Here is a 24,082-nt window from a genome sequence, read left to right on the forward strand (position 1 = left end):
CTGCGTCCACGATAGGCGGCCGCACCGACAGCCCCGGAGTTTTCCACAGGCGGCCTCGCCGTCCGGCTGTGCCGCCGCACACACCGGGGCCCGGCCCTCCTTGGGAGGACCGGGCCCCGGACGACGGCCGCGGGCCGGGTCAGCGCACGAACACGCTCGCCTGGTTCGCCAGGTCCAGGAAGTACTGGGGCGCCACACCGAGCACCAGCGTGACCGCCACGCCCACCCCGATCGCCGTCATGGTCAGCGGCGACGGAACGGCCACGGTCGGTCCCTCGGGCCTGGGCTCGCTGAAGAACATCAGCACGATCACCCGGATGTAGAAGAACGCGGCGATCGCCGAGGAGATCACACCGATCACGACCAGCGGGGCCGCGCCGCCGTCCGCCGCCGCCTTGAACACGGCGAACTTACCGGCGAAACCAGAGGTCAGCGGGATGCCCGCGAAGGCCAGCAGGAACACCGCGAACACGGCGGCCACCAGCGGGGAGCGGCGGCCGAGCCCGGCCCACTTGGACAGGTGGGTGGCCTCGCCCCCGGCGTCGCGCACCAGGGTCACCACCGCGAAGGCGCCGATCGTCACGAACGAGTACCCGGCCAGGTAGAACAGCACGGACGACACGCCGTCCTTCGAGGTCGCGATGACACCGGCGAGGATGAATCCGGCGTGCGCGATGGACGAGTACGCCAGCAGCCGCTTGATGTCGGTCTGCGTGATCGCGACGATCGCGCCGCCCAGCATGGTGATGACGGCCACCGCCCACATGACCGGCCGCCAGTCCCAGCGCAGGCCCGGCAGGACGACGTACAGCAGGCGCAGCAGCGCGCCGAACGCCGCGACCTTCGTCGCCGCTGCCATGAACCCGGTCACCGGGGTGGGTGCGCCCTGGTAGACGTCGGGCGTCCACATGTGGAACGGGACGGCGCCCACCTTGAACAGCAGACCCATCACGATCATGGCGCTGCCGATCAGCAGCAGCGCGTCGTTGCCCATGGTGCCGGCCAGCGCCGGGTCGACGTCGGTGACCGTGCCGTCGACGACCTGGGTGATGCGCCCGTAGGACACCGAGCCCGCGTAGCCGTACAGCAGGGCGATGCCGAACAGGGTGAACGCGGAGGCGAACGCGCCGAGCAGGAAGTACTTGACCGCGGCCTCCTGCGACATCAGCCGCTTGCGGCGGGCCAGCGCGCACAGCAGGTACAGCGGCAGGGAGAAGACCTCCAGGGCCACGAACAGCGTCAGCAGGTCGTTGGCCGAGGGGAAGACCAGCATGCCCGCGATCGCGAAGAGCAGCAGCGGGAAGACCTCGGTGGTGGTGAACCCGGCCCGGACCGCGGCCTTCTCGCTGTCGCTGCCGGGCACGGACGCGGCCTGCGCGGCGAAGGAGTCCACCCGGTTGCCGTGCGCCTCCGGGTCCAGGCGCCGCTCGGCGAAGGTGAACAGGCCGACCAGGCCGGCCAGCAGGATCGTGCCCTGCAGGAACAGGGCCGGTCCGTCGACCGCGATCGCCCCCATCGCCGCGATGTGCGCCTTCGTGGTGCCGTACCCGTTCGACGCGAGCGCGACGACCGCGGCGAACGCGGCGCACAGCGCCACGACGGACACGAACACCTGCGCGTAGTAACGGGACCTGCGCGGGACGAACGCCTCGACGAGCACCCCGACCAGGGCCGCACCGACCACGATCAGGGTCGGCGAGAGCTGGGCGTATTCGATCTTCGGCGTGTCGATCTTCGAGATCGGGTCGGCCGCGGTTGTCCACAGGCTGTGGACGGCTGTTGCGCTCACTTGGCCGCCTCCACCTCGGGCTTGGGGTCGGTCTTGTGTACGTCCGACATGGTCTGTTTGACCGCCGGGTTGACGATGTCCGTGACGGGCTTCGGGTAGACGCCGAGGAAGATCAGCAGCACGATCAGCGGGGCGACGACCAGCAGTTCACGTGCGCGCAGGTCGGGCATGGCCGACACCGCGGGCTTCACCGGGCCCGTCATCGTCCGCTGGTACAGGACGAGGGTGTAGAGCGCGGCGAGGACGATGCCGAAGGTGGCGATGACGCCGATCACCGGATAGCGCGTGAATGTGCCGACCAGGACCAGGAACTCGCTCACGAACGGCGCGAGGCCGGGCAGCGAGAGGGTGGCGAGACCGCCGATCAGGAAGGTGCCGGCGAGCACCGGGGCGACCTTCTGCACACCCCCGTAGTCCGCGATGAGCCGGGAGCCGCGCCGGGAGATCAGGAACCCGGCGACCAGCATCAGCGCGGCCGTGGAGATGCCGTGGTTGACCATGTAGAGCGTGGCCCCGGACTGGCCCTGGCTGGTCATCGCGAAGATGCCCATCACGATGAAGCCGAAGTGCGAGATCGACGCGTAGGCCACCAGGCGCTTGATGTCCCGCTGGCCGACGGCGAGCAGCGCGCCGTAGACGATGCTGATGAGCGCCAGTACGAGGATGACGGGCGTCGCCCACTTGCTGGCCTCCGGGAAGAGCTGGAGGCAGAAGCGGAGCATCGCGAAGGTGCCCACCTTGTCGACGACCGCGGTGATGAGCACGGCGACGGGGGCGGTGGACTCCTGCATGGCGTTGGGCAGCCAGGTGTGCAGCGGCCACAGCGGCGCCTTCACCGCGAAGGCGAAGAAGAAGCCGAGGAACAGCCAGCGTTCGGTGCTGGTCGCCATGTGCAGCGAGCCGTTGGCCCGGGCCTGCACGATCTCCTGGAGGCTGAAGTTCCCGGCGACCACGTAGAGGCCGATCACCGCGGCCAGCATGATCAGACCGCCGACCAGGTTGTAGAGCAGGAACTTCACGGCCGCGTACGAACGCTGGGTGGAGGCCGCCTCCTCACCGTGCTCGTGGGCACGGTCCCCGAAGCCGCCGATGAGGAAGTACATCGGGATGAGCATGGCTTCGAAGAAGATGTAGAAGAGGAAGACGTCGGTGGCCTCGAAGGAGATGACCACCATCGCCTCGACGGCGAGGATCAGCGCGAAGAAGCCCTGGGTGGGCCGCCAGCGGCGGCTGCCGGTCTCCAGCGGATCGGCGTCGTGCCAGCCGGCCAGGATGATGAACGGGATCAGCAGGGCGGTCAGGGCGAGCAGCGCCACCGCGATGCCGTCCACGCCCAGCTCGTACCTGACCCCGAAGTCCGCGATCCAGGCGTGGGACTCGGTGAGCTGGTAGCGGTCGCCGCCGGGGTCGAAGCGGACCAGGACGGTGATCGCCAGGGCGAGTGTGGCGAGCGAGACGACCAGCGCCAGCCATTTCGCGGCGGTGCGCTTCGCGGCCGGCACGGCGGCCGTGGCGACCGCCCCGAGGGCCGGGAGCGCCGCCGTCGCTGTCAGCAGGGGAAAGGACATCGGTATCAGACCGCCCTCATCAGCAGGGTCGCGGCGACCAGGAGTGCCGCGCCGCCGAACATCGAGACCGCGTAGGAGCGGGCGAAGCCGTTCTGGACCCGGCGCAGCCGTGCGGACAGGCCGCCGAAGCCGGCCGCCGTGCCGTTGACGACGCCGTCGACCAGGGTGTGGTCGACGTACACCAGGGAGCGCGTGAGGTGTTCGCCGCCGCGCACCAGGACGACGTGGTTGAAGTCGTCCTGCAGCAGGTCGCGCCGGGCGGCCCGGGTGAGCAGCGAGCCGCGCGGGGCGACCGCCGGGACGGGCTTGCGGCCGTACTGCGCCCAGGCGATGCCGACGCCGACGACCAGGCAGACCAGGGTCGCACCGGTGACCGTCGCGGCACTGACCGGCGAGTGGCCCTCGCTGTGGCCGGTGACCGGCTCCAGCCAGTTGAGGAAGCGGTCGCCGAGGTGGAAGAAGAAGCCGGCGAAGACCGAGCCGAAGGCCAGCACGACCATGGGGATCGTCATGATCTTCGGGGACTCGTGCGGGTGCGGCTCGGCGTGCTCGCCGTGGTGCTCGGCCGCGGGCTCCGCGCTGGGCGCCTCGGGGGACCGGGTGGGCTGGTGCCGCCACCGCTCCTCGCCGAAGAACGTCATCAGCATCACGCGCGTCATGTAGAAGGCGGTGATCGCCGCGCCGAGCAGGGCCACGCCGCCGAGGATCCAGCCCTGGGTGCCGCCCTTGGCGAAGGCCGCCTCGATGATCGCGTCCTTGGAGTAGAAGCCGGACAGGAACGGGAAGCCGATGATCGCCAGGTAGCCGAGGCCGAAGGTGACGAAGGTGACCGGCATGTACTTGCGCAGGCCGCCGTACTTGCGCATGTCGACCTCGTCGTTCATGCCGTGCATGACCGAACCGGCGCCCAGGAACAGCCCGGCCTTGAAGAAGCCGTGGGTGACCAGGTGCATGATCGCGAAGACGTAGCCGATGGGGCCGAGGCCCGCCGCCAGCACCATGTAGCCGATCTGCGACATGGTCGAGCCGGCCAGCGCCTTCTTGATGTCGTCCTTGGCGCAACCGACGATCGCACCGAAGAGGAGCGTGACGGCGCCGACCACGGTGACGGCGAGCTGGGCGTCGGGCGCCGCGTTGAAGATGGCGCCGGACCGGACGATCAGGTAGACGCCCGCCGTCACCATCGTCGCGGCGTGGATCAGGGCCGAGACCGGGGTCGGGCCCTCCATCGCGTCCCCGAGCCAGGACTGCAGCGGGACCTGGGCCGACTTGCCGCACGCGGCGAGCAGCAGCATCAGGCCGATCGCGGTGAGCCTGCCCTCGGAGGTGTCGCCGGTGTGGCTGAGGACCGGGCCGAAGGCGAAGCTGCCGAAGGTGGTGAACATCAGCATGATCGCGATCGACAGGCCCATGTCGCCGACCCGGTTGACCAGGAAGGCCTTCTTCGCGGCCGTCGCGGCGCTGGGCTTGTGCTGCCAGAAGCCGATGAGCAGGTACGAGGCGAGGCCGACGCCCTCCCAGCCGACATACAGCAGCAGGTAGTTGTCGGCGAGGACCAGCAGCAGCATCGCCGCGAGGAACAGGTTCAGGTAGCCGAAGAAGCGGCGGCGCCGCTCGTCGTGCTCCATGTACCCGACCGAGTAGAGGTGGATCAGCGAGCCGACGCCCGTGATCAGCAGCACGAACGTCATCGACAGCTGGTCCAGGCGGAAGGTGACGTCCGCCTGGAAGTCGCCGACCGAGATCCACGTCCACAGGTGCTGGGTCAGGGTGCGGTTCTCGGCCCCCTTGCCGAGCAGGCCGGCGAAGAGGACCAGGCCGAGCACGAAGGAGGTGGCCGACAGGAGCGTGCCGATCCAGTGGCCCACGGCGTCCAGCCGCCGGCCGCCGACCAGGAGCACGGCCGCTCCGAGCAGGGGCGCCGCGATGAGCAGCGCGATCAGGTTGTCCACGATTCTTCCGACCCCTTACAGCTTCATCAGGCTGGCGTCGTCGACCGAGGCCGAGTGGCGGGTACGGAACAGCGACACGATGATCGCGAGGCCCACCACGACCTCCGCGGCGGCGACGACCATCGTGAAGAAGGCGATGATCTGGCCGTCGAGGTTGCCGTGCATCCGGGAGAAGACGACGAACGCGAGGTTGCAGGCGTTGAGCATCAGCTCGACGCACATGAACACGACGATCGCGTTGCGCCGGATCAGCACCCCGGTCGCGCCGATGGTGAACAGCAGCGCCGCGAGGTAGAGGTAGTTGACGGGGTTCACTTCGACGCCTCCTCGGGCCGCTTGAACGTCGCCGGCTCGATCCCGGTGCGCTCCAGTCGCTCCGCGGCGCGCTGCTCCAGGGCGCGCAGGTCGTTGAGCGCCTCCGCCGACACGTCCCGGATCTGGCCGCGTTCGCGCAGCGTCTTGCTGACGGTCAGCTCGGAGGGCGTGCCGTCGGGCAGCAGACCCGCGATGTCCACGGCGTTGTGCCGGGCGTAGACACCCGGGGCGGGCAGCGGCGGGACGTGCCGGCCTTCCCGGACGCGCTGCTCGGCCAGCTCGCGCTGGGTCCTGGCGCGCTCGGTGCGCTCCCGGTGGGTGAGCACCATCGCGCCGACGGCGGCCGTGATCAGCAGTGCGCCGGTGATCTCGAAGGCGAAGACGTACTTGGTGAAGATGAGGGCCGCGAGGCCCTCCACGTTGCCGTTCGCGTTCGCCCGGCCGGTGCCGTTGAACACCGTCAGGGAGGCGTTGCCGATGCCGGCGAACAGCAGGATCCCGAAGCCGACGCCGCACAGAAGGGCCAGCCAGCGCTGGCCCTTGATGGTCTCCTTCAGCGAGTCCGCGGCCGTCACGCCGACGAGCATCACCACGAACAGGAACAGCATCATGATCGCGCCGGTGTAGACGACGATCTGCACGATGCCCAGGAAGTAGGCGCCGTTGGCGAGGTAGAACACCGCCAGGATGATCATGGTCCCGGCGAGGCAGAGGGCGCTGTGCACGGCCTTCCTCATGAGCACGGTGCACAGGGCGCCGATCACCGCGAACGTGCCGAGGACCCAGAACTGGAAGGCCTCACCGGTGGAGGTGGTGTAGGCGGCAAGCTGCAGCGCGCTCATCGGCCGATCACCTTCTCCGACGCCGGTTCGGTCTCGCCGAAGGTGCTGTCGCCCTCCTGCACCACCTCGCCCTTGGAGACGGCGGGCTGCCGCACCGTGCCCGGCGCGGCCTCTGTCACCAGGCCGCGGTAGTAGTCCTGTTCGTCCGTCCCCGGGAAGATCGCGTGCGGCGTGTCGACCATGCCGTCCTCGAGCCCGGCGAGGAGCTGCTCCTTGGTGTAGATGAGGTTGGCGCGGCTGGAGTCGGCCAGTTCGAACTCGTTGGTCATCGTCAGCGCGCGCGTGGGGCACGCCTCGATGCACAGCCCGCACAGGATGCAGCGGGCGTAGTTGATCTGGTAGACGCGGCCGTACCGCTCACCCGGCGAGTAGCGCTCCTCGTCGGTGTTGTCGGCGCCCTCCACGTAGATGGCGTCGGCGGGACAGGCCCAGGCGCACAGCTCGCAGCCGACGCACTTCTCCAGGCCGTCCGGATGGCGGTTGAGCTGGTGCCGTCCGTGGAACCGCGGAGCCGTGGTCTTCTGCTGCTCGGGGTACTGCTCGGTGAGCCGCTTCTTGAACATGGCCTTGAAGGTCACGCCGAAGCCGGCCACGGGGTTCTGGAAGCCGGGCTTGATCTGCCCGGACTCCGTCGGCTCCTCAGCCATCGGACGCCTCCTTTCCATCCGAAGATCCGTCACTGACAGTGTCCGGTCCGCCACTGACAATCAGCTCCCGCTCGCGGCGCGGGCGGCGCCTCGGCGTCGGCGGCAGTTCCTGACCGGGCAGTGGCGGCACGGGGAATCCGCCCGCCATCGGGTCGAATCCGGGCTGCGGGCCGGCGGCCTGCTCGTCCGGCCTCGCCTTCTCGCGGAACATGTCCGCGACGAAGGAGAGCAGCAGCAGGGCGAGGACGCCGCCGCCGACGTAGAGGGCGATGTCGGCGAAGTCGTAGTTCTCGTTGCGCAGCGCCCGCACGGTCGCGACGAGCATCAGCCAGGTCACCGAGACCGGGATGAGGACCTTCCAGCCGAGCTTCATGAGCTGGTCGTAGCGGACCCGGGGGAGGGTGCCGCGCAGCCAGATGAAGAAGAACAGCAGCAGCTGGACCTTGACGACGAACCAGAGCAGCGGCCACCAGCCGTGGTTCGCGCCCTCCCAGAAGCCGCTGATCGGCCAGGGGGCGCGCCAGCCGCCGAGGAACAGGGTGGTCGAGACGGCCGACACCGTCACCATGTTCACGTACTCGGCGAGCATGAACATCGCGAACTTGATGGACGAGTACTCGGTGTTGAAGCCGCCGACCAGGTCGCCCTCCGACTCCGGCATGTCGAAGGGGGCGCGGTTCGTCTCGCCGACCATCGTGACGATGTAGAGGATGAAGGAGACCGGCAGCAGCAGGATGTACCAGCGGTCGTGCTGCTGCTCGACGATGGTCGACGTCGACATCGATCCCGAGTAGAGGAACACGGAGGCGAACGCGGCGCCCATGGCGATCTCGTAGGAGATCATCTGGGCGCAGGAGCGCAGGCCGCCGAGCAGCGGGTAGGTGGAGCCGGAGCTCCAGCCCGCCAGGACGATGCCGTAGATGCCGACCGAGGCGACCGCGAGGATGTAGAGCATCGCGATCGGCAGGTCGGTGAGCTGCATCGCGGTCCGCGTGCCGAAGATCGAGATCTCGTCGTCGGCGGGGCCGAAGGGGATCACCGCGATCGCCATGAAGGCCGGGATGGCCGCGACGATCGGTGCGAGGACGTACACCACCTTGTCCGCGCGCTTGACGATGACGTCTTCCTTGAGCATCAGCTTGATGCCGTCGGCGAGCGACTGGAGCATGCCCCAGGGGCCGTGCCGGTTCGGGCCGATGCGGAGCTGCATCCAGGCGACGACCTTGCGCTCCCAGACGATGGAGAACAGCACGGTCACCATCAGGAACGCGAAGCAGAAGACGGCCTTGACGACGACCAGCCACCAGGGGTCCCGGCCGAACATCGAGAGGTCTTCAGCCGCGAGGTACGGGCTCATGCCTCCACCTCCTTGGGGGCCTGTTCGGCGCGTGCCGCCGGGCCGATACGGACGAGGGAGCCGGGCTGCGCACCGGTGTCGGAGGCGACGCCCGCACCGGCGGAGTTCAGCGGCAGCCACACCACCCGGTCGGGCATCTCGGTGATGCGGAGCGGGAGTTCGACGGTGCCCGCGGTGCCGGTGACGGCCAGCAGGCCGCCGTCCTCGACCCCGGCCTCGGCCGCCGTCGCCGCCGACAGGCGCGCGCGTGCGGCGTGCCGGGTTCCGGCGAGCGCCTCGTCGCCCTCCTGCAGGACGCCCTGGTCGAGCAGCAGCCGGTGCCCGGCGAGCACGGCCTCGCCGACGGCCGGCCGGGGCAGGACGCCCCCGGTCTCCAGGGGATCGGTGGCCCGCGGGCCGTCCCAGGGGCCGAGCCGGTCGATCTCCGCACGGGTGGTGCGCAGGTCCGGCAGGCCCAGGTGGACGTCCATGGCGTCGGCGAGCATCTGCAGCACCCGCCCGTCGGTGGGGGCGAGACGGCGGGTCATCTGGTCGGGCTTGAGCGCGGCCTCGAAGAAGCGCACCCTGCCCTCCCAGTTCAGGAAGGTGCCCGCCTTCTCGGCGACCGCCGCGACCGGCAGGACCACGTCGGCGAGGCCGGTGACCTCGCTGGGCCGCAGTTCCAGCGACACCAGGAAGCCGACGTTGCCGAGCGCCTCACGCGCGCGTGCCGGGTCGGGCAGGTCGGCGACCTCCACGCCGGCGACGACGAGCGCGGCCAGTTCGCCGGTGGCGGCCGCCTCGATGATCTGGTGGGCGTCCCGGCCGTGCCGGGCGGGGAGTTCGGCCAGCCCCCAGACGGCGGCGACCTCGTCCCGCGCGCGCGGGTCGGTCGCCGGGCGGCCGCCCGGCAGCAGCGTCGGCAGCGCGCCGGCCTCGACCGCGCCGCGTTCGCCCGCTCGCCGGGGGATCCACACGAGCCGGGCGCCGGTGGCGGCCGCGGCGCGCACGGCGGCGGTGAGGCCGCCCGCGACCGAGGCGAGCCTCTCCCCCACGACGATCACCGCGCCCTCGGCGCGCAGCGCCTCGGCGGCCCGTGTACCGGGCTCCTCGAGGCCGACGCCGCTCGCGAGGGCGTCCAGCCACTCGGTCTCGGTGCCGGGGGCGGCCGGCAGCAGCGTGCCGCCCGCCTTCTCCAGGCCGCGCGTCGCGTGCGTGGCGAGCGAGAACACCCGCTGCTTGCGCTTGCGCCAGGCCTTGCGCAGCCGCAGGAAGACGCCGGGCGCCTCCTCCTCCGACTCGAACCCGGCGAGCAGGACGGCGGGCGCCTGCTCCAGCGCGGTGTAGGTGACGCCGGTGCCGTCGAGGTCGCGGCCGCGGCCCGCCACCCGGGCGGCGAGGAAGTCGGCCTCCTCGCCGCTGTGCACGCGCGCGCGGAAGTCGATGTCGTTCGTGTCGAGCGCCACCCGTGCGAACTTGCTGTAGGCGTAGGCGTCCTCGACGGTCAGCCGGCCGCCGGTGAGGACACCGGCCCGGGAACGGGCGGCGGTCAGCCCGCGCGCCGCCGCCTCCAGCGCCTCCGGCCAGGAGGTGGGCTCCAGGACGCCCTCGGCGTTGCGCACCAGCGGGACGTCGAGGCGGTCCTTCGTCTGCGCGTACCGGAACGCGAAGCGTCCCTTGTCGCAGATCCACTCCTCGTTGACCTCGGGGTCGTCGGCGGCGAGCCGCCGCATGACCTTGCCGCGCCGGTGGTCGGTGCGCGTCGCGCAGCCGCCCGAGCAGTGCTCGCACACCGACGGCGAGGAGATGAGGTCGAAGGGCCGGGAGCGGAAGCGGTAGGCGGCCGAGGTGAGCGCGCCCACCGGGCAGATCTGGATGGTGTTGCCGGAGAAGTACGACTCGAACGGGTCGCCCTCACCGGTGCCGACCTGCTGCAGCGCGCCCCGCTCGATCAGCTCGATCATCGGGTCGCCCGCGACCTGGTTGGAGAAGCGGGTGCAGCGGGCGCACAGCACGCACCGCTCGCGGTCGAGGAGCACCTGCGTGGAGATCGGCACGGGCTTCTCGTAGGTCCGCTTGCGGCCCTCGAAGCGGGACTCCGCGTTGCCGTGCGACATGGCCTGGTTCTGCAGCGGGCACTCGCCGCCCTTGTCGCAGACCGGGCAGTCCAGCGGGTGGTTGATGAGCAGCAGCTCCATCACGCCGTGCTGGGCCTTCTCGGCGACCGGCGAGGTGAGCTGGGTCTTCACCACCATGCCGTCGGTGCAGGTGATGGTGCAGGACGCCATGGGCTTGCGCTGGCCCTCGACCTCGACGATGCACTGGCGGCAGGCGCCGGCCGGGTCCAGCAGGGGGTGGTCGCAGAACCGCGGGATCTCGATGCCGAGCTGCTCGGCGGCCCGGATGACCAGGGTGCCCTTGGGCACGCTGATCTCGACGCCGTCGATCGTCAGCGTGACGAGGTCCTCCGGCGGGACCGCCGCCTCTCCCCCTCCGGAGGGAGCACTGGTGGTCACGGTCATGCGTTCACCTCCGGGCGGTCCGCCCAGGCAGTCGACTTGGCCGGGTCGAAGGGGCAGCCCCGGCCCGTGATGTGCTGCTCGTACTCCTCGCGGAAGTACTTCAGCGAGGAGAAGATCGGGGATGCGGCGCCGTCGCCGAGGGCGCAGAAGGACTTGCCGTTGATGTTGTCGGCGATGTCGGCGAGCTTGTCGAGGTCGGACATCGCGCCCTTGCCGGCCTCGATGTCCCGCATCAACTGCACCAGCCAGTACGTTCCTTCACGGCAGGGGGTGCACTTGCCGCAGGACTCGTGGGCGTAGAACTCGGTCCAGCGGGTCACCGCGCGCACCACGCAGGTCGTCTCGTCGAAGCACTGCAGGGCCTTGGTGCCGAGCATGGAACCCGCGGCGCCGACCCCTTCGTAGTCGAGCGGGACGTCGAGGTGCTCGTCGGTGAACATCGGGGTCGAGGAGCCGCCCGGGGTCCAGAACTTCAGCCGGTGGCCGGGCCGCATCCCGCCGCTCATGTCGAGGAGCTGGCGGAGCGTGACGCCGAGCGGCGCCTCGTACTGGCCGGGGCTCGCGACGTGGCCGCTGAGCGAGTAGAGCGTGAAGCCGGGCGACTTCTCGCTGCCCATCGACCTGAACCAGTCCTTGCCGTTCTTCAGGATGGCGGGAACCGACGCGATCGACTCGACGTTGTTCACGACGGTCGGGCAGGCGTAGAGCCCTTCGACGGCCGGGAAAGGGGGACGCAGCCGCGGTTGGCCACGGCGGCCTTCGAGCGAGTCGAGCAGTGCGGTCTCCTCACCGCAGATGTACGCGCCGGCGCCGGCGTGCACGGTGAGGTCGAGGTCGAGTCCGCTGCCCAGGATGTCCTCGCCGAGGTAGCCCGCCGCGTAGGCCTCGCGCACGGCCTCGTGCAGCCGCCGCAGGACGGGGACGACCTCACCCCGCAGATAGATGAAGGCGTGCGAGGACCGGATGGCGTAGCACGCGATCACGATGCCCTCGATGAGGCTGTGCGGGTTCGCGAAGAGGAGCGGGATGTCCTTGCAGGTCCCCGGCTCCGACTCGTCGGCGTTGACGACGAGGTAGTGCGGTTTGCCATCGCCCTGCGGAATGAACTGCCACTTCATTCCGGTCGGGAATCCCGCGCCGCCGCGGCCGCGCAGGCCGGACTCCTTGACGTACGCGATCAGGTCGTCCGGCGACATGGCGAGCGCCTTGCGGAGCCCCTCGTACCCCTCGTGCCTCCGGTAGACGTCCAGCGACCAGGACCGGTCCTCGTCCCAGAAGGCCGACAGCACGGGTGCGAGCAGCTTCTCCGGACTCGTGTCCTTGAGGTCGGGTACCACGGTCATCACTCCCCCTCCTCGGCTGCGGGCCCTGCCGGGTGGGCCGGGTCGGAGGCCGACGTCTGCTGCGGCGCGTCGTGCGAACTGAGGTGCTCGGCCGTCGACGGCCGGTGCGCCCGGTCCTGCGGTTCGTCGTGCGGACCCCCGTCGCGCGGATGGACCACGCGCGCGGGTGCGGTCTCTCCCCTGGCCAGGCGCAGGCCCACCAGCGAGGCGGGTCCCGCACTGCCGCCCTCCTCGACGGCCCCGGGCCGCTCGTCGGGGAAGCCGGCCAGGATGCGCGCGGTCTCCCTGAAGGTGCACAGGCGCGCCCCGCGCGTGGGCTGGACGGGCCGTCCCTCGCGCAGGTCGTCGACGAGGCGCTTGGCGCTGCCGGGGGTCTGGTTGTCGAAGAACTCCCAATTGACCATCACGACCGGGGCGAAGTCGCAGGCCGCGTTGCACTCGATGTGCTCCAGCGTGACCTTGCCGTCGTCGGTGGTCTCGCCGTTGCCGACGCCCAGGTGCTCCTGGAGGGTCTCGAAGATCGCGTCGCCGCCCATCACCGCGCACAGGGTGTTGGTGCAGACGCCCACCTGGTAGTCGCCGGAGGGCCTCCGCCGGTACATGGTGTAGAAGGTGGCGACGGCGGTGACCTCGGCCGTGGTCAGGTCCAGCATGTCCGCGCAGAACTGCATGCCGGTGCGGGTGACGTGCCCCTCCTCCGACTGCACGAGGTGGAGCAGCGGCAGCAGGGCCGACCGGGAGTCGGGGTAGCGCGCGATCACCTCGCGCGCGTCCGTCTCCAGCCGGGACCGGACGTCGTCCGGGTAAGCGGGGGCGGGCAGTTGGGGCATGCCCAGGCTGACGCCCCGCTCCGAAGAACTGGTGGTCACCGGTCGACGCCTCCCATCACGGGGTCGATGGACGCGACGGCGACGATGACGTCGGCGACCTGGCCGCCCTCGCACATCGCCGCCATGGCCTGCAGGTTGGTGAAGGACGGGTCGCGGAAGTGGACCCGGAAGGGGCGGGTGCCGCCGTCGGAGACGGCGTGGACCCCGAGTTCGCCCTTGGGCGATTCGACCGCCGCGTACGCCTGTCCCGGCGGTACGCGGAAGCCCTCGGTGACCAGCTTGAAGTGGTGGATCAGGGCCTCCATGGAGGTGCCCATGATCTTCTTGATGTGGTCGAGGGAGTTGCCGAGTCCGTCCGGTCCCAGGGCGAGCTGGGCGGGCCAGGCGATCTTCTTGTCGGCGACCATCACCGGGCCGGGCTGGAGCCGGTCCAGGCACTGCTCGACGATGCCGAGGGACTGGCGCATCTCCTCCAGGCGGATCAGGAAGCGCCCGTAGGAGTCGCAGGAGTCGGCGGTCGGGACCTCGAAGTCGTACGTCTCGTAGTCGCAGTAGGGCTGCGTCTTGCGCAGGTCGTGCGGCAGGCCGGTGGAGCGCAGGATCGGGCCGGTGGCGCCGAGGGCCATGCAGCCGGCCAGGTCGAGGTAGCCGACGTTCTGCATCCGGGCCTTGAAGATGGGGTTCCCGGTGGCGAGCTTGTCGTACTCCGGGAGGTTCTTCTTCATCTTCTTCACGAACTCGCGGATCTGGTCCACCGCGCCGGGCGGCAGGTCCTGGGCGAGTCCGCCGGGGCGGATGTACGCGTGGTTCATCCGCAGGCCCGTGATGAGCTCGTAGATGTCGAGAATCATTTCACGATCGCGGAATCCGTAGATCATGATCGTGGTGGCGCCCAGCTCCATGCCGCCGGTGGCGATGCACACCAGGTGGGAGGAGAGCCGGTTCAGCTCCATCAGGAGAACCCGGATGATCTTGGCGCGCTCGGTGATCTCGTCCTCGATGCCGAGGAGCTTCTCGACGGCGAGGCAGTAGGCGGTCTCGTTGAAGAAGGACGTCAGGTAGTCCATGCGCGTCACGAACGTGGTGCCCTGCGTCCAGGTCCGGTACTCGAGGTTCTTCTCGATGCCGGTGTGCAGGTAGCCGATGCCGCAGCGGGCCTCGGTGACCGTCTCGCCCTCGATCTCCAGGATCAGGCGGAGCACCCCGTGGGTGGACGGGTGCTGGGGACCCATGTTGACGACGATGCGCTCGTCGTCGGCGCGGGCCGCGGACTGGACGACCTCGTCCCAGTCGCCACCGGTGACCGTGTAGACGGCGCCCTCGGTGGTCTCGCGGGCCGATGCCATCGAGGAGGTGGTCCCGGGCGACGGGTTGGGAGTGCTCACGAGTACGACCTCCGCTGGTCCGGAGCCGGGATCTGGGCGCCCTTGTACTCGACGGCGATGCCGCCGAGGGGGTAGTCCTTGCGCTGCGGGTGGCCCTGCCAGTCGTCCGGCATCATGATCCGGGTCAGGGCCGGGTGACCGTCGAAGACGATCCCGAAGAAGTCCCAGGTCTCGCGCTCGTGCCAGTCGTTGGTCGGGTACACGGAGACCAGGGACGGGATGCGCGGCTCGCTGTCCGGGGCGCTCACCTCGAGGCGGATCAGCCGGTTGTGGGTGATCGAGCGCAGGTGGTAGACGGCGTGCAGCTCGCGGCCCTTGTCGTGCGGGTAGTGGACGCCGCTGACGCCGGTGCACAGCTCGAACCGCAGGGCGGGGTCGTCGCGCAGGGTGCGGGCGACGCGGACCAGGTGCTCGCGTTCGATGTGGAAGGTCAGTTCGCCGCGGTCCACGACCGTCTTCTCGATGGCGTTCTCCGGGAGGAGCCCCTGCTCCTCGAGGGCGCCCTCGAGCTCGTCGGCCACCTCGTCGAACCAGCCGCCGTAGGGCCGGTTCGCCGGCCCCGGGAGCCGGACCGAGCGGACCAGGCCGCCGTAGCCGGAGGTGTCGCCGCCGTTGTCGGCGCCGAACATGCCGCGCTGGACGCGGATCTCCTCGCCGCCCTGGCCGCGCTGGCCGGGGAGGTTGGAGGCGGCGAGGTCCTTCTCGGGGTTCACCCCGTCCGAGGACCCGCCCGCGCCGTTGGTGCCGTTCGCGTCGCTCACCGCAGCAGCCCCTTCATCTCGATCGTGGGCAGGGCCTTGAGCGCCGCCTCCTCCGCCTCGCGGGCCGCTTCCTCGGCGTTCACGCCGAGCTTGGAGGACTGGATCTTCTGATGCAGCTTGAGGATCGCGTCCATCAGCATCTCGGGCCGCGGCGGGCAGCCGGGGAGGTAGATGTCGACCGGGACGATGTGGTCGACGCCCTGGACGATCGCGTAGTTGTTGAACATGCCGCCCGAGGAGGCGCAGACGCCCATGGAGATCACCCACTTGGGATTGGGCATCTGGTCGTAGACCTGCCTCAGGACCGGCGCCATCTTCTGGCTGACCCGGCCGGCGACGATCATCAGGTCCGCCTGGCGCGGCGAGCCGCGGAAGACCTCCATGCCGAAGCGCGCGAGGTCGTAGCGTCCCGCGCCGGTGGTCATCATCTCGATGGCGCAGCAGGCGAGGCCGAAGGTGGCCGGGAAGACGGACGCCTTGCGCACCCAGCCCGCGGCCTGCTCCACGGTGGTCAGCAGGAAGCCGCTCGGCAGTTTTTCTTCGAGTCCCATGTCGTTAAAGGCCCCTCAGTCCCATTCCAGGCCGCCGCGCCGCCATACGTACGCGTACGCGACGAAGACGGTGAGCACGAAGAGCAGCATCTCCACGAGCCCGAAGATCCCCAGGGCGTCGAAGGTGACGGCCCAGGGGTAGAGGAAGACGATCTCGATGTCGAAGACGATGAAGAGCATCGCCGTCAGGTAGTACTTGATGGGGAAGCGCCCGCCGCCGGCCGGCGTGGGGGTCGGCTCGATGCCGCACTCGTAGGCCTCGAGCTTGGCGCGGTTGTACCGCTTCGGACCGATCAGCGTGGCCATGACCACGGAGAAGATCGCAAAGCCTGCCCCGAGGGCTCCCAGTACGAGGATGGGCGCATACGCGTTCACCGCTCCTCGCTCCTCTCAGTCGGCACTGACTGCTGGCGGTTGCACCGGACTCACGTCCGCCCCACCGGTCCCACGAACCCCGCTCGTCCCGGCGAAGATCGAGAACATGTGAAGCAGGTCACAAGCCCAACTGCCTCGCATCTTATGCCTGCCGCTCTGTGATCTGCGACACGGGGTATTCCACAACCTTTGTGATCTCCACCACCTGACGAAGGATCATGAAGCCGGATGATGAGTGATCTTCGTACGCGAAGCGTCCAGCTGATCACCAGAAGTGACATTTTCGCTCGTCACCGCAGGTGGGAGGGGTCGTCTCAATATCAAGAGAGTTCCGCTGCATGCAAATTGGCTCTGGACGCGGCCCCCTGATAGAGGAACGCGTTCACACGTCGGAGGGAGGCACGGGGCGAGGTGTGGACGCGGCCCGGGCACGTGCACGCGTTCACGAACGGCCGTCCGCCTCCCCCTCACCCCGGCATCACCTCCCGCACGCGCGGGACGTCGCCCTCCGGTTAACCGTTCCGTGACCTCCGCCACATTGATGAGAGGTGTCTGAGAACGGGGCTTGGCCAACGACCCGAACGAGTGGTAAGCGCGGGGCAATTCGGACGTAATGATCAAAGACCGTGATCAAGGGCTTGATCACGGGCGTCCGCAATGTCCGTTACGGCGTCAATAAAGAGTGACGCGCCGGGCTTTTGAGGCCGCCATTGAGCAACTGTGGCGCACCACACGTTTCTTGAAGATATGAAGGAGCCCCTGGTACCGGTTGTTCCCATGTCCCACACCGCTCACATACGCAGCCACCGGAAGCCCCGCCGCAGCGCGTCGACCCTCGCGATGCGGGCCGGAGTCGCCGGTGGCGTCCTCAGCACCCTGGCAGTAGCCGGGGCGTCCGGATCGGCGAACGCTGCCGAGCCGGTGACGCAGACCCTCGAACTGCCCACGCTGACGGCCGACCTGGCCGCTCAGGTCGCCCAGTCCGCGGACGCCACCCAGCAGGCCGCGGCCAACTACGAACTGCAGGCCGAGCGCGACGCGGCCGCCGCGAACGCCGCGAAGCAGGCCAAGTCGGACCTCGCGGAGGCCAAGCAGAAGGCCGCGGAGGCCAAGAAGAAGGCTCAGGAGGCCGCCCGCAAGGCCGCCGCCGCGCGTGCCGCGCGCAGCGCCGAGCGCACGACGCTGTCCACCACGGCGAGCACCGGCGTCTCCACCGGCACGAGCACGAGCACGTCCACCGCCACCGGTTCTGCGGCGGCGATCGTCTCCTTCGTGAAGGCCCAGGTCGGCAAGGCCTACGTCTCCGGCGCCACCGGCCCGTCCGCGTACGACTGCTCCGGCCTGGTGCAGACGGCCTTCAAGCAGGTCGGCATCAGCCTGCCGCGCGTCTCCCAGGACCAGTCGACGGCCGGCACCCAGGTGTCGCTGAGCAACCTCCAGCCCGGCGACATCCTCTACTGGGGCAGCGCGGGCAGCGCGTACCACGTGGCGGTGTACGTCGGCGACGGTATGTTCGTCGGTGCCCAGAACCCCTCCAGCGGCGTCCAGGAGAAGCCGCTGTCGTACGACCCGCCCACCGGCGCGGTCCGGGTGCTCTGAGCGCCTCACACGCCTTCAGGGACGCGAGGGCCGCAGCCGCTCGGGGGCAGCGGCCCTCGCGTCCGTCCTGAGGAAGGCCCACCACGACGGACGGCGGCCCGGCGGACGATGACCATGTCCGCCGGGCCGCCGCTGTCTGCGCGCCCGCGCACGCGCCCCGGTCGCGGCCGGGGCGCGGTCCCTCACGCCTTCGGCGCGACCCTGCTCAGGCCGTTGATGATGCGGTCCATCGCGTCGCCGCCCGTCGGGTCGGTGAGGTTCGCCAGCAGCTTCAGGGTGAACTTCATCAGGACGGGGTGGGTCAGACCGCGCTGGGCGGCGATCTGCATGACCTTCGGATTGCCGATCAGCTTCACGAAGGCGCGGCCCAGGCTGTAGTAGCCGCCGTAGGTGTCCTTGAGGACGCGCGGGTAGCGCTGCAGGGCGATCTCGCGCTGGGCGGGCGTCGCGCGCGCGTGGGCCTGGACGACGACGTCGGCGGCGATCTGGCCGGACTCCATGGCGTAGGCGATGCCCTCGCCGTTGAAGGGGTTCACCAGGCCGCCCGCGTCGCCGACGAGCAGCAGGCCCTTCGTGTAGTGCGGCTGGCGGTTGAAGGCCATGGGCAGCGCGGCGCCGCGGATCGGGCCGGTCATGTTCTCGGGGGTGTAGCCCCAGTCCTCGGGCATGGACGCGCACCAGGCCTTGAGGACCTCGCGCCAGTCCAGCTCCTTGAAGGAGGCGGAGGTGTTCAGCACGCCGAGGCCGACGTTGGAGGTGCCGTCGCCCATGCCGAAGACCCAGCCGTAGCCGGGCAGCAGGCGCTCCTGGGCGCCGCGCCGGTCCCACAGCTCCAGCCAGGACTCCAGGTAGTCGTCGTCGTGGCGGGGGGAGGTGAAGTAGGTGCGCACCGCGACGCCCATCGGGCGGTCCTCGCGGCGGTGCAGGCCCATCGCGAGGGACAGGCGGGTGGAGTTGCCGTCGGCGGCGACGACGAGCGGCGCGCGGAAGGTGACCTCGCGCTTCTCCTCGCCGAGCTTGGCGGTCACGCCGGTGATGCGGCCGGTGCGGTCGTCGACGACCGGCCCGGAGACGTTGCAGCGCTCGAAGAGGCGGGCGCCGGCCTTCTGGGCGTTGCGGGCGAGCTGCTCGTCGAAGTCGTCGCGCTTGCGGACGAGGCCGTAGTCCGGGAACGAGGCGAGGTCGGGCCAGTCGAGCTGGAGACGGCTGCCGCCGCCGATGATGCGCAGGCCCTTGTTGCGCAGCCAGCCGGCCTCCTCGGAGACGTCGATGCCCATCGCCACGAGCTGCTTGACCGCGCGCGGGGTGAGGCCGTCGCCGCAGACCTTCTCGCGCGGGAACTCGGTCTTCTCCAGCAGGAGGACGTCGAGCCCGGCCTTGGCGAGGTGGTACGCGGTGGTGGAGCCGGCCGGCCCCGCGCCGACGACGATCACATCGGCGGTGTTCTCGGAGAGGGGCTCAGTCACGACTGTCACGGCGGGATCTCCCCAAGTTCGAAATCTGCGTGCCGACCGGCACTGGACATGGGCAGTCTATTCAGCAGTACTGATCACCCGGCTGAAGGGCTGCCCCGTGAACCGAGCTCTCCCCGCTGTACGGCTGCGTGTGCCCACCGACGAGGACGCGTTCTCCTGGCACCGGGTCTTCGACGACCCGGAGGTCATGGAGTTCCACGGCGGCCGGGCGGCCGAGGTGTCGGTGTACGAGGAGCTGACCGCGCGCCAGCGCCGGCACGACGCGGAGCGGGGGTTCTGCCTGTGGTCGGTGCTGGACGACGAGGGCGGCGTCGTGGGCTTCACCGGTGCCCAGCCGTGGCCGCACGCGTGGGGGCCGGCGGGCGAGATCGAGATCGGCTGGCGGCTGGGCCGGGCGCACTGGGGGCGCGGGTACGCCACGGCCGCCGCCGAGGAGACGCTGGACCGGCTGCGGGCGGCCGGGGTGGGCGGGGTGGTGGCGATGGTCGACGCGCGCAACGAACGGTCCATCGCGGTCACCCGGCGCCTGGGCATGCGGCTCGCGGAGACGTTCACGACGCCGGCCTCGGCCCGTCAGGGGCACTGCTACCGACTGGATCTGTGACTGAGAGTCACCAACTGTCACAGAAAGACACATGTCGCTTCCGGGCGGCCCGAGCCCGCGTTACCCTTCCAGTACCGCTGGGGGTGACATCTGTGCTCATAACACCCAAAACACCCGAAGCGCGCGTTCCCCGTCTGGTCGGCCTGATGGCCATGGACGCGCGCGAGACGGCCCGGGCCCGAGGGCTGTTCCTCAACGCGCCGGACCGCCCGGACTTCGCGCACACGGTCGTCGACTACGTCGTACGCCAGTATCCGCAGCCCGGCGCCGAGGTGCCACCGGACTCCGTGGTGTACGTGTGGTTCGACTTCGGTGACGGCGAGGGCGGCGGAGGCGTGCGCGAGCCACGCATCCCGCGGCCGCCCACGGGCGGGATGCGGCGCGAACTGGGCGAGGCCGGCGACCCCTTCGCGATGATCGACCGGTGAGCGGCGGCCGCCGCCCGCCGGCCGGGCTCAGCCCTCCTTGAAGCCCCGGTGCAGCGCGACCACACCGCCGGTGAGGTTGCGCCAGGCCACCCTCGACCAGCCCGCCTTGCCCAGCCGCTCGGCGAGGCCGCGCTGGTCGGGCCAGGCGCGGATGGACTCGGCGAGGTAGACGTAGGCGTCCGGGTTGGAGGAGACCGACCGGGCGACCGGCGGCAGCGCGCGCATCAGGTACTCGGTGTAGACGGTCCGGAAGGGCGCCCAGGTGGGGTGCGAGAACTCGCAGATCACCACGCGTCCGCCGGGCCGGGTCACCCGGTGCATCTCCCGCAGCGCCGCGTCCGTGTCCTGCACGTTGCGCAGGCCGAAGGAGATCGTCACGGCGTCGAAGGTGTCGTCCTTGAACGGCAGCCTGGTCGCGTCGCCTGCCGTGAACGGCAGCCAGGTGTGCTTCTTCTTGCCGACCTGGAGCATCCCGAGGGAGAAGTCGCACGGGACGACGTAGGCGCCGGTGCGCGCGAAGGGCAGCGAGGACGTCGCCGTGCCGGCCGCGAGGTCGAGGACCTTCTGCGCCGGGCGCGCGTCGACCGCCTTCGCCACCTCCTTGCGCCAGCGCCGGTCCTGGCCGAGCGACAGTACGTCGTTCGTCAGGTCGTACCGTTCCGCCACGTCGTCGAACATCGAGGCGACTTCGTGCGGCTGCTTGTTCAGAGAGGCGCGGGTCACCCGCCCATTGTTGCAGCACGCCCTCCCGGGACCGGTCGCGGCTTCTTCTTCGCGGCCACGTCCTCCAGCCGGCCGCACGAGAGCACGAACACTGCGATGAGGACCCAGCCGACGCCGGACACGAACCACTGGCCGTCGAGCGGCAGGTACCGCTCGACGGCGGGCACCTCCCAGAGCCGGTCGATCAGCGACCGGCGGTGCGCGGACGGCTCCGCCTCGGACGGCGCGGCGGCCGACTGCACCGGGGTGGACCGGAGTCCGGGGCGTTCGGGAAGCGGTTCTCCGGCTGAGGCCGGTCAGCGGCCGCGGTACACCAGCCGGCCGCCGATCACGGTCGCCACGCAGGTCCCGGCGCCGCGCCGGACCAGTTCGGCGCGGTCCGCGACGTCGAACACGGCGAACCGGGCGGGTCCGCCCGGGGCCAGCGCCGGCAGCAGGATCAGCGGGACCGGGGACAGCGCCGCCGGGCCCGGGAGGCGGTCCGGCCGCCGGCCCACCGCGAGTCCGGCCCGGCGCACCGCGTCGGCCGCGGCCCTCGACCGCAGCTCCCCGGCCACCGCGACGGTGCCGTGCGCCAGCATCCGCTGCACCCCGCGCCGCGCGCTCGCGCCGAGGCGCGCGGGGTCGGCGCGGAGGATCTCCCGCGCCCGCGCTCCGGCGATGGGCTCGGTGCCGAACTCGTCCGCCTCGCGCGGGTCGGGGTGGTAGGTCGCCTCCAGCAGCTCCGGGCCGTACGGGTTCAGCAGCCCCGGGGTGAGGATGCCGGGCCAGCGCCGGACCCTCGCCCGGGGCTCGGCGGCGGCCAGGTCCTCGTAGGGGCCGACGGCGGCGACGGACGCCCCGTCGACCAGGACCGCGGCCTGCGGGGACCGCTCGGCGAGGTGAAGGGTCAGCACGGCGGCGTCAGTTGGACGCCAGCAGCTTCAGTTCCGGGTGGGCCGTGCCGCCGTCGATCGCCGTGGAGGAGATGTGGGAGACCACGCGGTCGTCGACCGGGTCGTTCGCCGGGTCGTCGTGCACGACGAGGTGCTCGTACGTCGTGGCGCGCTGGGCCGGGACGCGGCCCGCCTTGCGGATGAGGTCGATGATCTCGAGCCGGTTCGAGCGGTGCTTGGCGCCGGCGGAGGAGACCACGTTCTCCTCCAGCATGATCGAGCCGAGGTCGTCCGCGCCGTAGTGCAGGGAGAGCTGGCCGACCTCCTTGCCGGTGGTCAGCCAAGAGCCCTGGATGTGCTGGACGTTGTCCAGGAAGAGGCGGGCGATGGCGATCATCCGCAGGTACTCGAAGAGGGTGGCCTGGGTGCGGCCCTTCAGGTGGTTGTTCTCGGGCTGGTAGGTGTACGGGATGAAGGCCCGGAAGCCGCCCGTGCGGTCCTGCACGTCACGGATCATGCGCAGGTGCTCGATGCGCTCGGCGTTGGTCTCGCCGGTGCCCATGAGCATGGTGGACGTCGACTCCACGCCCAGCCCGTGCGCGATCTCCATGATCTCCAGCCAGCGCTCGCCGCTCTCCTTCAGCGGGGCGATCGCCTTGCGCGGCCGCTCGGGCAGGAGTTCGGCGCCGGCGCCGGCGAAGGAGTCCAGGCCCGCCGCGTGGATCCGGGTGATGGCCTCTTCCACCGGGACACCGCTGATCCGGGCCATGTGCTCGACCTCGGAGGCGCCCAGCGAGTGGATCACGAGCTGGGGGAAGGCGTCCTTGATGGCCTTGAAGTGCTTCTCGTAGTACTCGACGCCGTAGTCCGGGTGGTGGCCGCCCTGGAACATGATCTGGGTGCCGCCCAGCTCCACGGTCTCCGCGCAGCGGCGCAGGATGTCGTCGAGGTCGCGGGTCCAGCCCTTGTCGGCGTCCTTGGGGGCCGCGTAGAAGGCGCAGAACCGGCACGCCGTGACGCACACGTTCGTGTAGTTGATGTTGCGCTCGATGATGTACGTGGCGATGTGCTCGATGCCCGCGTACTTGCGGCGGCGCACGGCGTCGGCGGCGGCGCCCAGCGCGTGCAGCGGAGCGTCGCGGTAGAGGACCAGCGCCTCTTCGGGGGTGATCCGCCCACCGGCGGCGGCACGGTCGAGGACGGGCTGGAGGTCGGCCTTCTCGGACACCGGGCGTCCCTTTCGTCAAGGGTTGTGGACAGACCGGACCAGCCTACGCCAGGCACTTCGGCCGTCCGCTGTCAGGCCGCGTAGGCGCCGATCAGCAGCCCGGCGAAGGCGCCGGCGATGAGGAACGGCCCGAAGGGGATGGCCGTCCCGCGGCCCGCCCGCCGGGCGAGGACGAGCGCGCCGCCGTAGAGCGCGCCGAGCAGGAATCCGGCGAAGGCGCCGAGCAGCAGGGCCGGCCAGCCGTACCAGCCGAGCACCGCGCCCATGCCGAGCGCGAGCTTCACGTCGCCGAAGCCCATGCCGGACGGGTTGACCAGGAACAGCACGAGGTAGCCGCCGCCGAGCGCGAGCGCGCCGTACAGCGCCGTGGACCAGTCGCCGGCGTGCTCCGGCAGCAGGGCCGCGAGGGCGAGCAGGCCGAGCCCGGCGGCCGCGAGCGGCAGGGTCAGCGGGTCGGGCAGCCGCCGCACCCGTACGTCCACGGCGGCCAGCAGCACCCACACCGGCGCGAGCAGCAGCCAGACGCCCAGCTCGGGCCGGGTACCGGTGGCGGCGGCGAGGGCGGCGCAGGCGAGGGCGGTGGTGACGGCGAGGAGCGCGGCGGACGGCGAGTACGGTGCCCGCGCCGTCTCCTGAGCCTCCGTCGGCTCCCCGGCGCCCGGCGCCGCCGCCGTCGGTGCGGGCACCTCCACCGGCGGCCGCGTCGCCCCCGGTTCCGGCACCGCTCCGGCCGCGCACCACCCGCACCGCGCCGGCCCGAGCCAGCCGCGGACCGGGTGCCCCCGCCCGCACCGCTCCCGCCACGGCTCTCCGGCCGGGACCGCGAAGCGGTAGGCGGCTCTGGGCAGCAGCGATCCGGCCGCCGCGCCCCACAGCCCGGCGGCGAGGACCAGCGCCTGTGTGCTCACCCCTGCGGCGTCCATCCGCTCTCCCC

22 protein-coding genes and 1 pseudogene are annotated in these 24,082 nt (G+C 70.7%); 3 read left to right on the top strand and 20 right to left on the bottom strand.

Features of this window, described 5'->3' with window-relative positions:
• Positions 1–139: 139 nt before the first annotated feature.
• From nuoN to ACZ7JA_RS03810, 14 genes are read right to left on the bottom strand one after another with little or no spacing between them, the layout of a single operon-like run.
• Positions 140–1,789, bottom strand: coding sequence for an NADH-quinone oxidoreductase subunit NuoN (gene nuoN, locus ACZ7JA_RS03745; RefSeq protein ID WP_470807031.1), 1,650 nt, complete (start codon positions 1,787–1,789; stop codon positions 140–142).
• Positions 1,786–3,357, bottom strand: coding sequence for an NADH-quinone oxidoreductase subunit M (locus ACZ7JA_RS03750; protein WP_351667712.1), 1,572 nt, complete (start codon positions 3,355–3,357; stop codon positions 1,786–1,788). The genes nuoN and ACZ7JA_RS03750 overlap by 4 nt, the downstream gene beginning before the upstream one ends.
• Positions 3,358–3,362: 5 nt before the next feature.
• Entirely contained in the window at positions 3,363–5,309 is a 1,947-nt protein-coding gene (gene nuoL, locus ACZ7JA_RS03755) for an NADH-quinone oxidoreductase subunit L (protein WP_389305318.1), read from the bottom strand.
• A gap of 15 nt (positions 5,310–5,324) precedes the next feature.
• On the bottom strand, positions 5,325–5,624 hold the full coding sequence (nuoK, locus tag ACZ7JA_RS03760; protein WP_121787439.1) for an NADH-quinone oxidoreductase subunit NuoK: 300 nt from the start codon (positions 5,622–5,624) through the stop codon (positions 5,325–5,327).
• On the bottom strand, positions 5,621–6,466 hold the full coding sequence (locus ACZ7JA_RS03765; protein ID WP_351667707.1) for an NADH-quinone oxidoreductase subunit J: 846 nt from the start codon (positions 6,464–6,466) through the stop codon (positions 5,621–5,623). Before ACZ7JA_RS03765 ends, nuoK begins: the two co-directional genes overlap by 4 nt.
• Positions 6,463–7,113, bottom strand: a complete 651-nt coding sequence (gene nuoI / locus ACZ7JA_RS03770; protein ID WP_351667705.1) for an NADH-quinone oxidoreductase subunit NuoI — start codon at positions 7,111–7,113, stop codon at positions 6,463–6,465. The genes ACZ7JA_RS03765 and nuoI overlap by 4 nt, the downstream gene beginning before the upstream one ends.
• Positions 7,106–8,470, bottom strand: a complete 1,365-nt coding sequence (gene nuoH, locus ACZ7JA_RS03775; protein ID WP_351667703.1) for an NADH-quinone oxidoreductase subunit NuoH — start codon at positions 8,468–8,470, stop codon at positions 7,106–7,108. The genes nuoI and nuoH overlap by 8 nt, the downstream gene beginning before the upstream one ends.
• The gene (locus ACZ7JA_RS03780; RefSeq protein ID WP_403674283.1) at positions 8,467–10,971 is read right to left on the bottom strand and encodes an NADH-quinone oxidoreductase subunit G; all 2,505 of its coding nucleotides are present in this window, start codon (positions 10,969–10,971) and stop codon (positions 8,467–8,469) included. The genes nuoH and ACZ7JA_RS03780 overlap by 4 nt, the downstream gene beginning before the upstream one ends.
• Complete coding sequence (nuoF, locus tag ACZ7JA_RS03785) at positions 10,968–12,314, bottom strand: NADH-quinone oxidoreductase subunit NuoF (protein WP_389305310.1); 1,347 nt, start codon at positions 12,312–12,314, stop codon at positions 10,968–10,970. Before nuoF ends, ACZ7JA_RS03780 begins: the two co-directional genes overlap by 4 nt.
• Positions 12,314–13,183, bottom strand: coding sequence for an NADH-quinone oxidoreductase subunit NuoE (nuoE, locus tag ACZ7JA_RS03790; protein WP_470807033.1), 870 nt, complete (start codon positions 13,181–13,183; stop codon positions 12,314–12,316). Before nuoE ends, nuoF begins: the two co-directional genes overlap by 1 nt.
• Complete coding sequence (locus ACZ7JA_RS03795) at positions 13,180–14,490, bottom strand: NADH-quinone oxidoreductase subunit D (protein ID WP_351667850.1); 1,311 nt, start codon at positions 14,488–14,490, stop codon at positions 13,180–13,182. The genes nuoE and ACZ7JA_RS03795 overlap by 4 nt, the downstream gene beginning before the upstream one ends.
• A 35-nt stretch (positions 14,491–14,525) precedes the next feature.
• The gene (locus tag ACZ7JA_RS03800; RefSeq protein WP_351667695.1) at positions 14,526–15,290 is read right to left on the bottom strand and encodes an NADH-quinone oxidoreductase subunit C; all 765 of its coding nucleotides are present in this window, start codon (positions 15,288–15,290) and stop codon (positions 14,526–14,528) included.
• Positions 15,287–15,841, bottom strand: coding sequence for a NuoB/complex I 20 kDa subunit family protein (locus tag ACZ7JA_RS03805; RefSeq protein WP_007383964.1), 555 nt, complete (start codon positions 15,839–15,841; stop codon positions 15,287–15,289). The genes ACZ7JA_RS03800 and ACZ7JA_RS03805 overlap by 4 nt, the downstream gene beginning before the upstream one ends.
• 15 nt (positions 15,842–15,856) lie before the next feature.
• Entirely contained in the window at positions 15,857–16,216 is a 360-nt protein-coding gene (locus ACZ7JA_RS03810) for an NADH-quinone oxidoreductase subunit A (RefSeq protein ID WP_003992243.1), read from the bottom strand.
• 777 nt (positions 16,217–16,993) lie between these two features.
• Here ACZ7JA_RS03810 and ACZ7JA_RS03815 point away from each other — a divergent pair.
• Positions 16,994–17,815: a C40 family peptidase gene (locus tag ACZ7JA_RS03815; protein ID WP_351667693.1), complete on the top strand. Its 822-nt coding sequence runs from the start codon at positions 16,994–16,996 to the stop codon at positions 17,813–17,815.
• Between the two features lie 182 nt (positions 17,816–17,997).
• Here the strand turns inward: ACZ7JA_RS03815 and ACZ7JA_RS03820 are convergent, their stop codons facing one another.
• Entirely contained in the window at positions 17,998–19,290 is a 1,293-nt protein-coding gene (locus ACZ7JA_RS03820; RefSeq protein WP_351667691.1) for a geranylgeranyl reductase family protein, read from the bottom strand.
• Between the two features lie 97 nt (positions 19,291–19,387).
• Between ACZ7JA_RS03820 and ACZ7JA_RS03825 the strand changes: the two genes are divergently transcribed.
• Both ACZ7JA_RS03825 and ACZ7JA_RS03830 read left to right on the top strand, forming a co-directional pair.
• Positions 19,388–19,894, top strand: a complete 507-nt coding sequence (locus ACZ7JA_RS03825) for a GNAT family N-acetyltransferase (RefSeq protein ID WP_351667689.1) — start codon at positions 19,388–19,390, stop codon at positions 19,892–19,894.
• A gap of 92 nt (positions 19,895–19,986) precedes the next feature.
• On the top strand, positions 19,987–20,322 hold the full coding sequence (locus ACZ7JA_RS03830) for a PASTA domain-containing protein (protein ID WP_351667687.1): 336 nt from the start codon (positions 19,987–19,989) through the stop codon (positions 20,320–20,322).
• A 27-nt stretch (positions 20,323–20,349) separates the two neighbouring features.
• On the opposite strand, the gene ACZ7JA_RS03835 is transcribed toward ACZ7JA_RS03830, so the two are convergent.
• From ACZ7JA_RS03835 to ACZ7JA_RS03855, 5 genes and pseudogenes are all read right to left on the bottom strand, one after another.
• Positions 20,350–21,045 (bottom strand): demethylmenaquinone methyltransferase, encoded by a 696-nt coding sequence (locus tag ACZ7JA_RS03835; RefSeq protein ID WP_389305302.1) that lies wholly within the window; start codon positions 21,043–21,045, stop codon positions 20,350–20,352.
• Positions 21,042–21,233 (bottom strand): annotated as a pseudogene (locus tag ACZ7JA_RS03840) (acyltransferase family protein); the annotation flags it as partial. The pseudogene ACZ7JA_RS03840 and the gene ACZ7JA_RS03835, both read right to left, overlap by 4 nt.
• Before the next feature lie 108 nt (positions 21,234–21,341).
• Positions 21,342–21,941 (bottom strand): amidohydrolase family protein, encoded by a 600-nt coding sequence (locus ACZ7JA_RS03845; RefSeq protein ID WP_351667683.1) that lies wholly within the window; start codon positions 21,939–21,941, stop codon positions 21,342–21,344.
• A 7-nt stretch (positions 21,942–21,948) separates the two neighbouring features.
• Positions 21,949–23,148: a cyclic dehypoxanthinyl futalosine synthase gene (gene mqnC / locus ACZ7JA_RS03850; protein ID WP_389305296.1), complete on the bottom strand. Its 1,200-nt coding sequence runs from the start codon at positions 23,146–23,148 to the stop codon at positions 21,949–21,951.
• A gap of 71 nt (positions 23,149–23,219) precedes the next feature.
• Positions 23,220–24,071 (bottom strand): prepilin peptidase, encoded by an 852-nt coding sequence (locus tag ACZ7JA_RS03855; protein ID WP_470807036.1) that lies wholly within the window; start codon positions 24,069–24,071, stop codon positions 23,220–23,222.
• Positions 24,072–24,082 lie beyond the last annotated feature (11 nt).

It is taken from the genome of Streptomyces sp. NPDC038135, assembly GCF_055601245.1.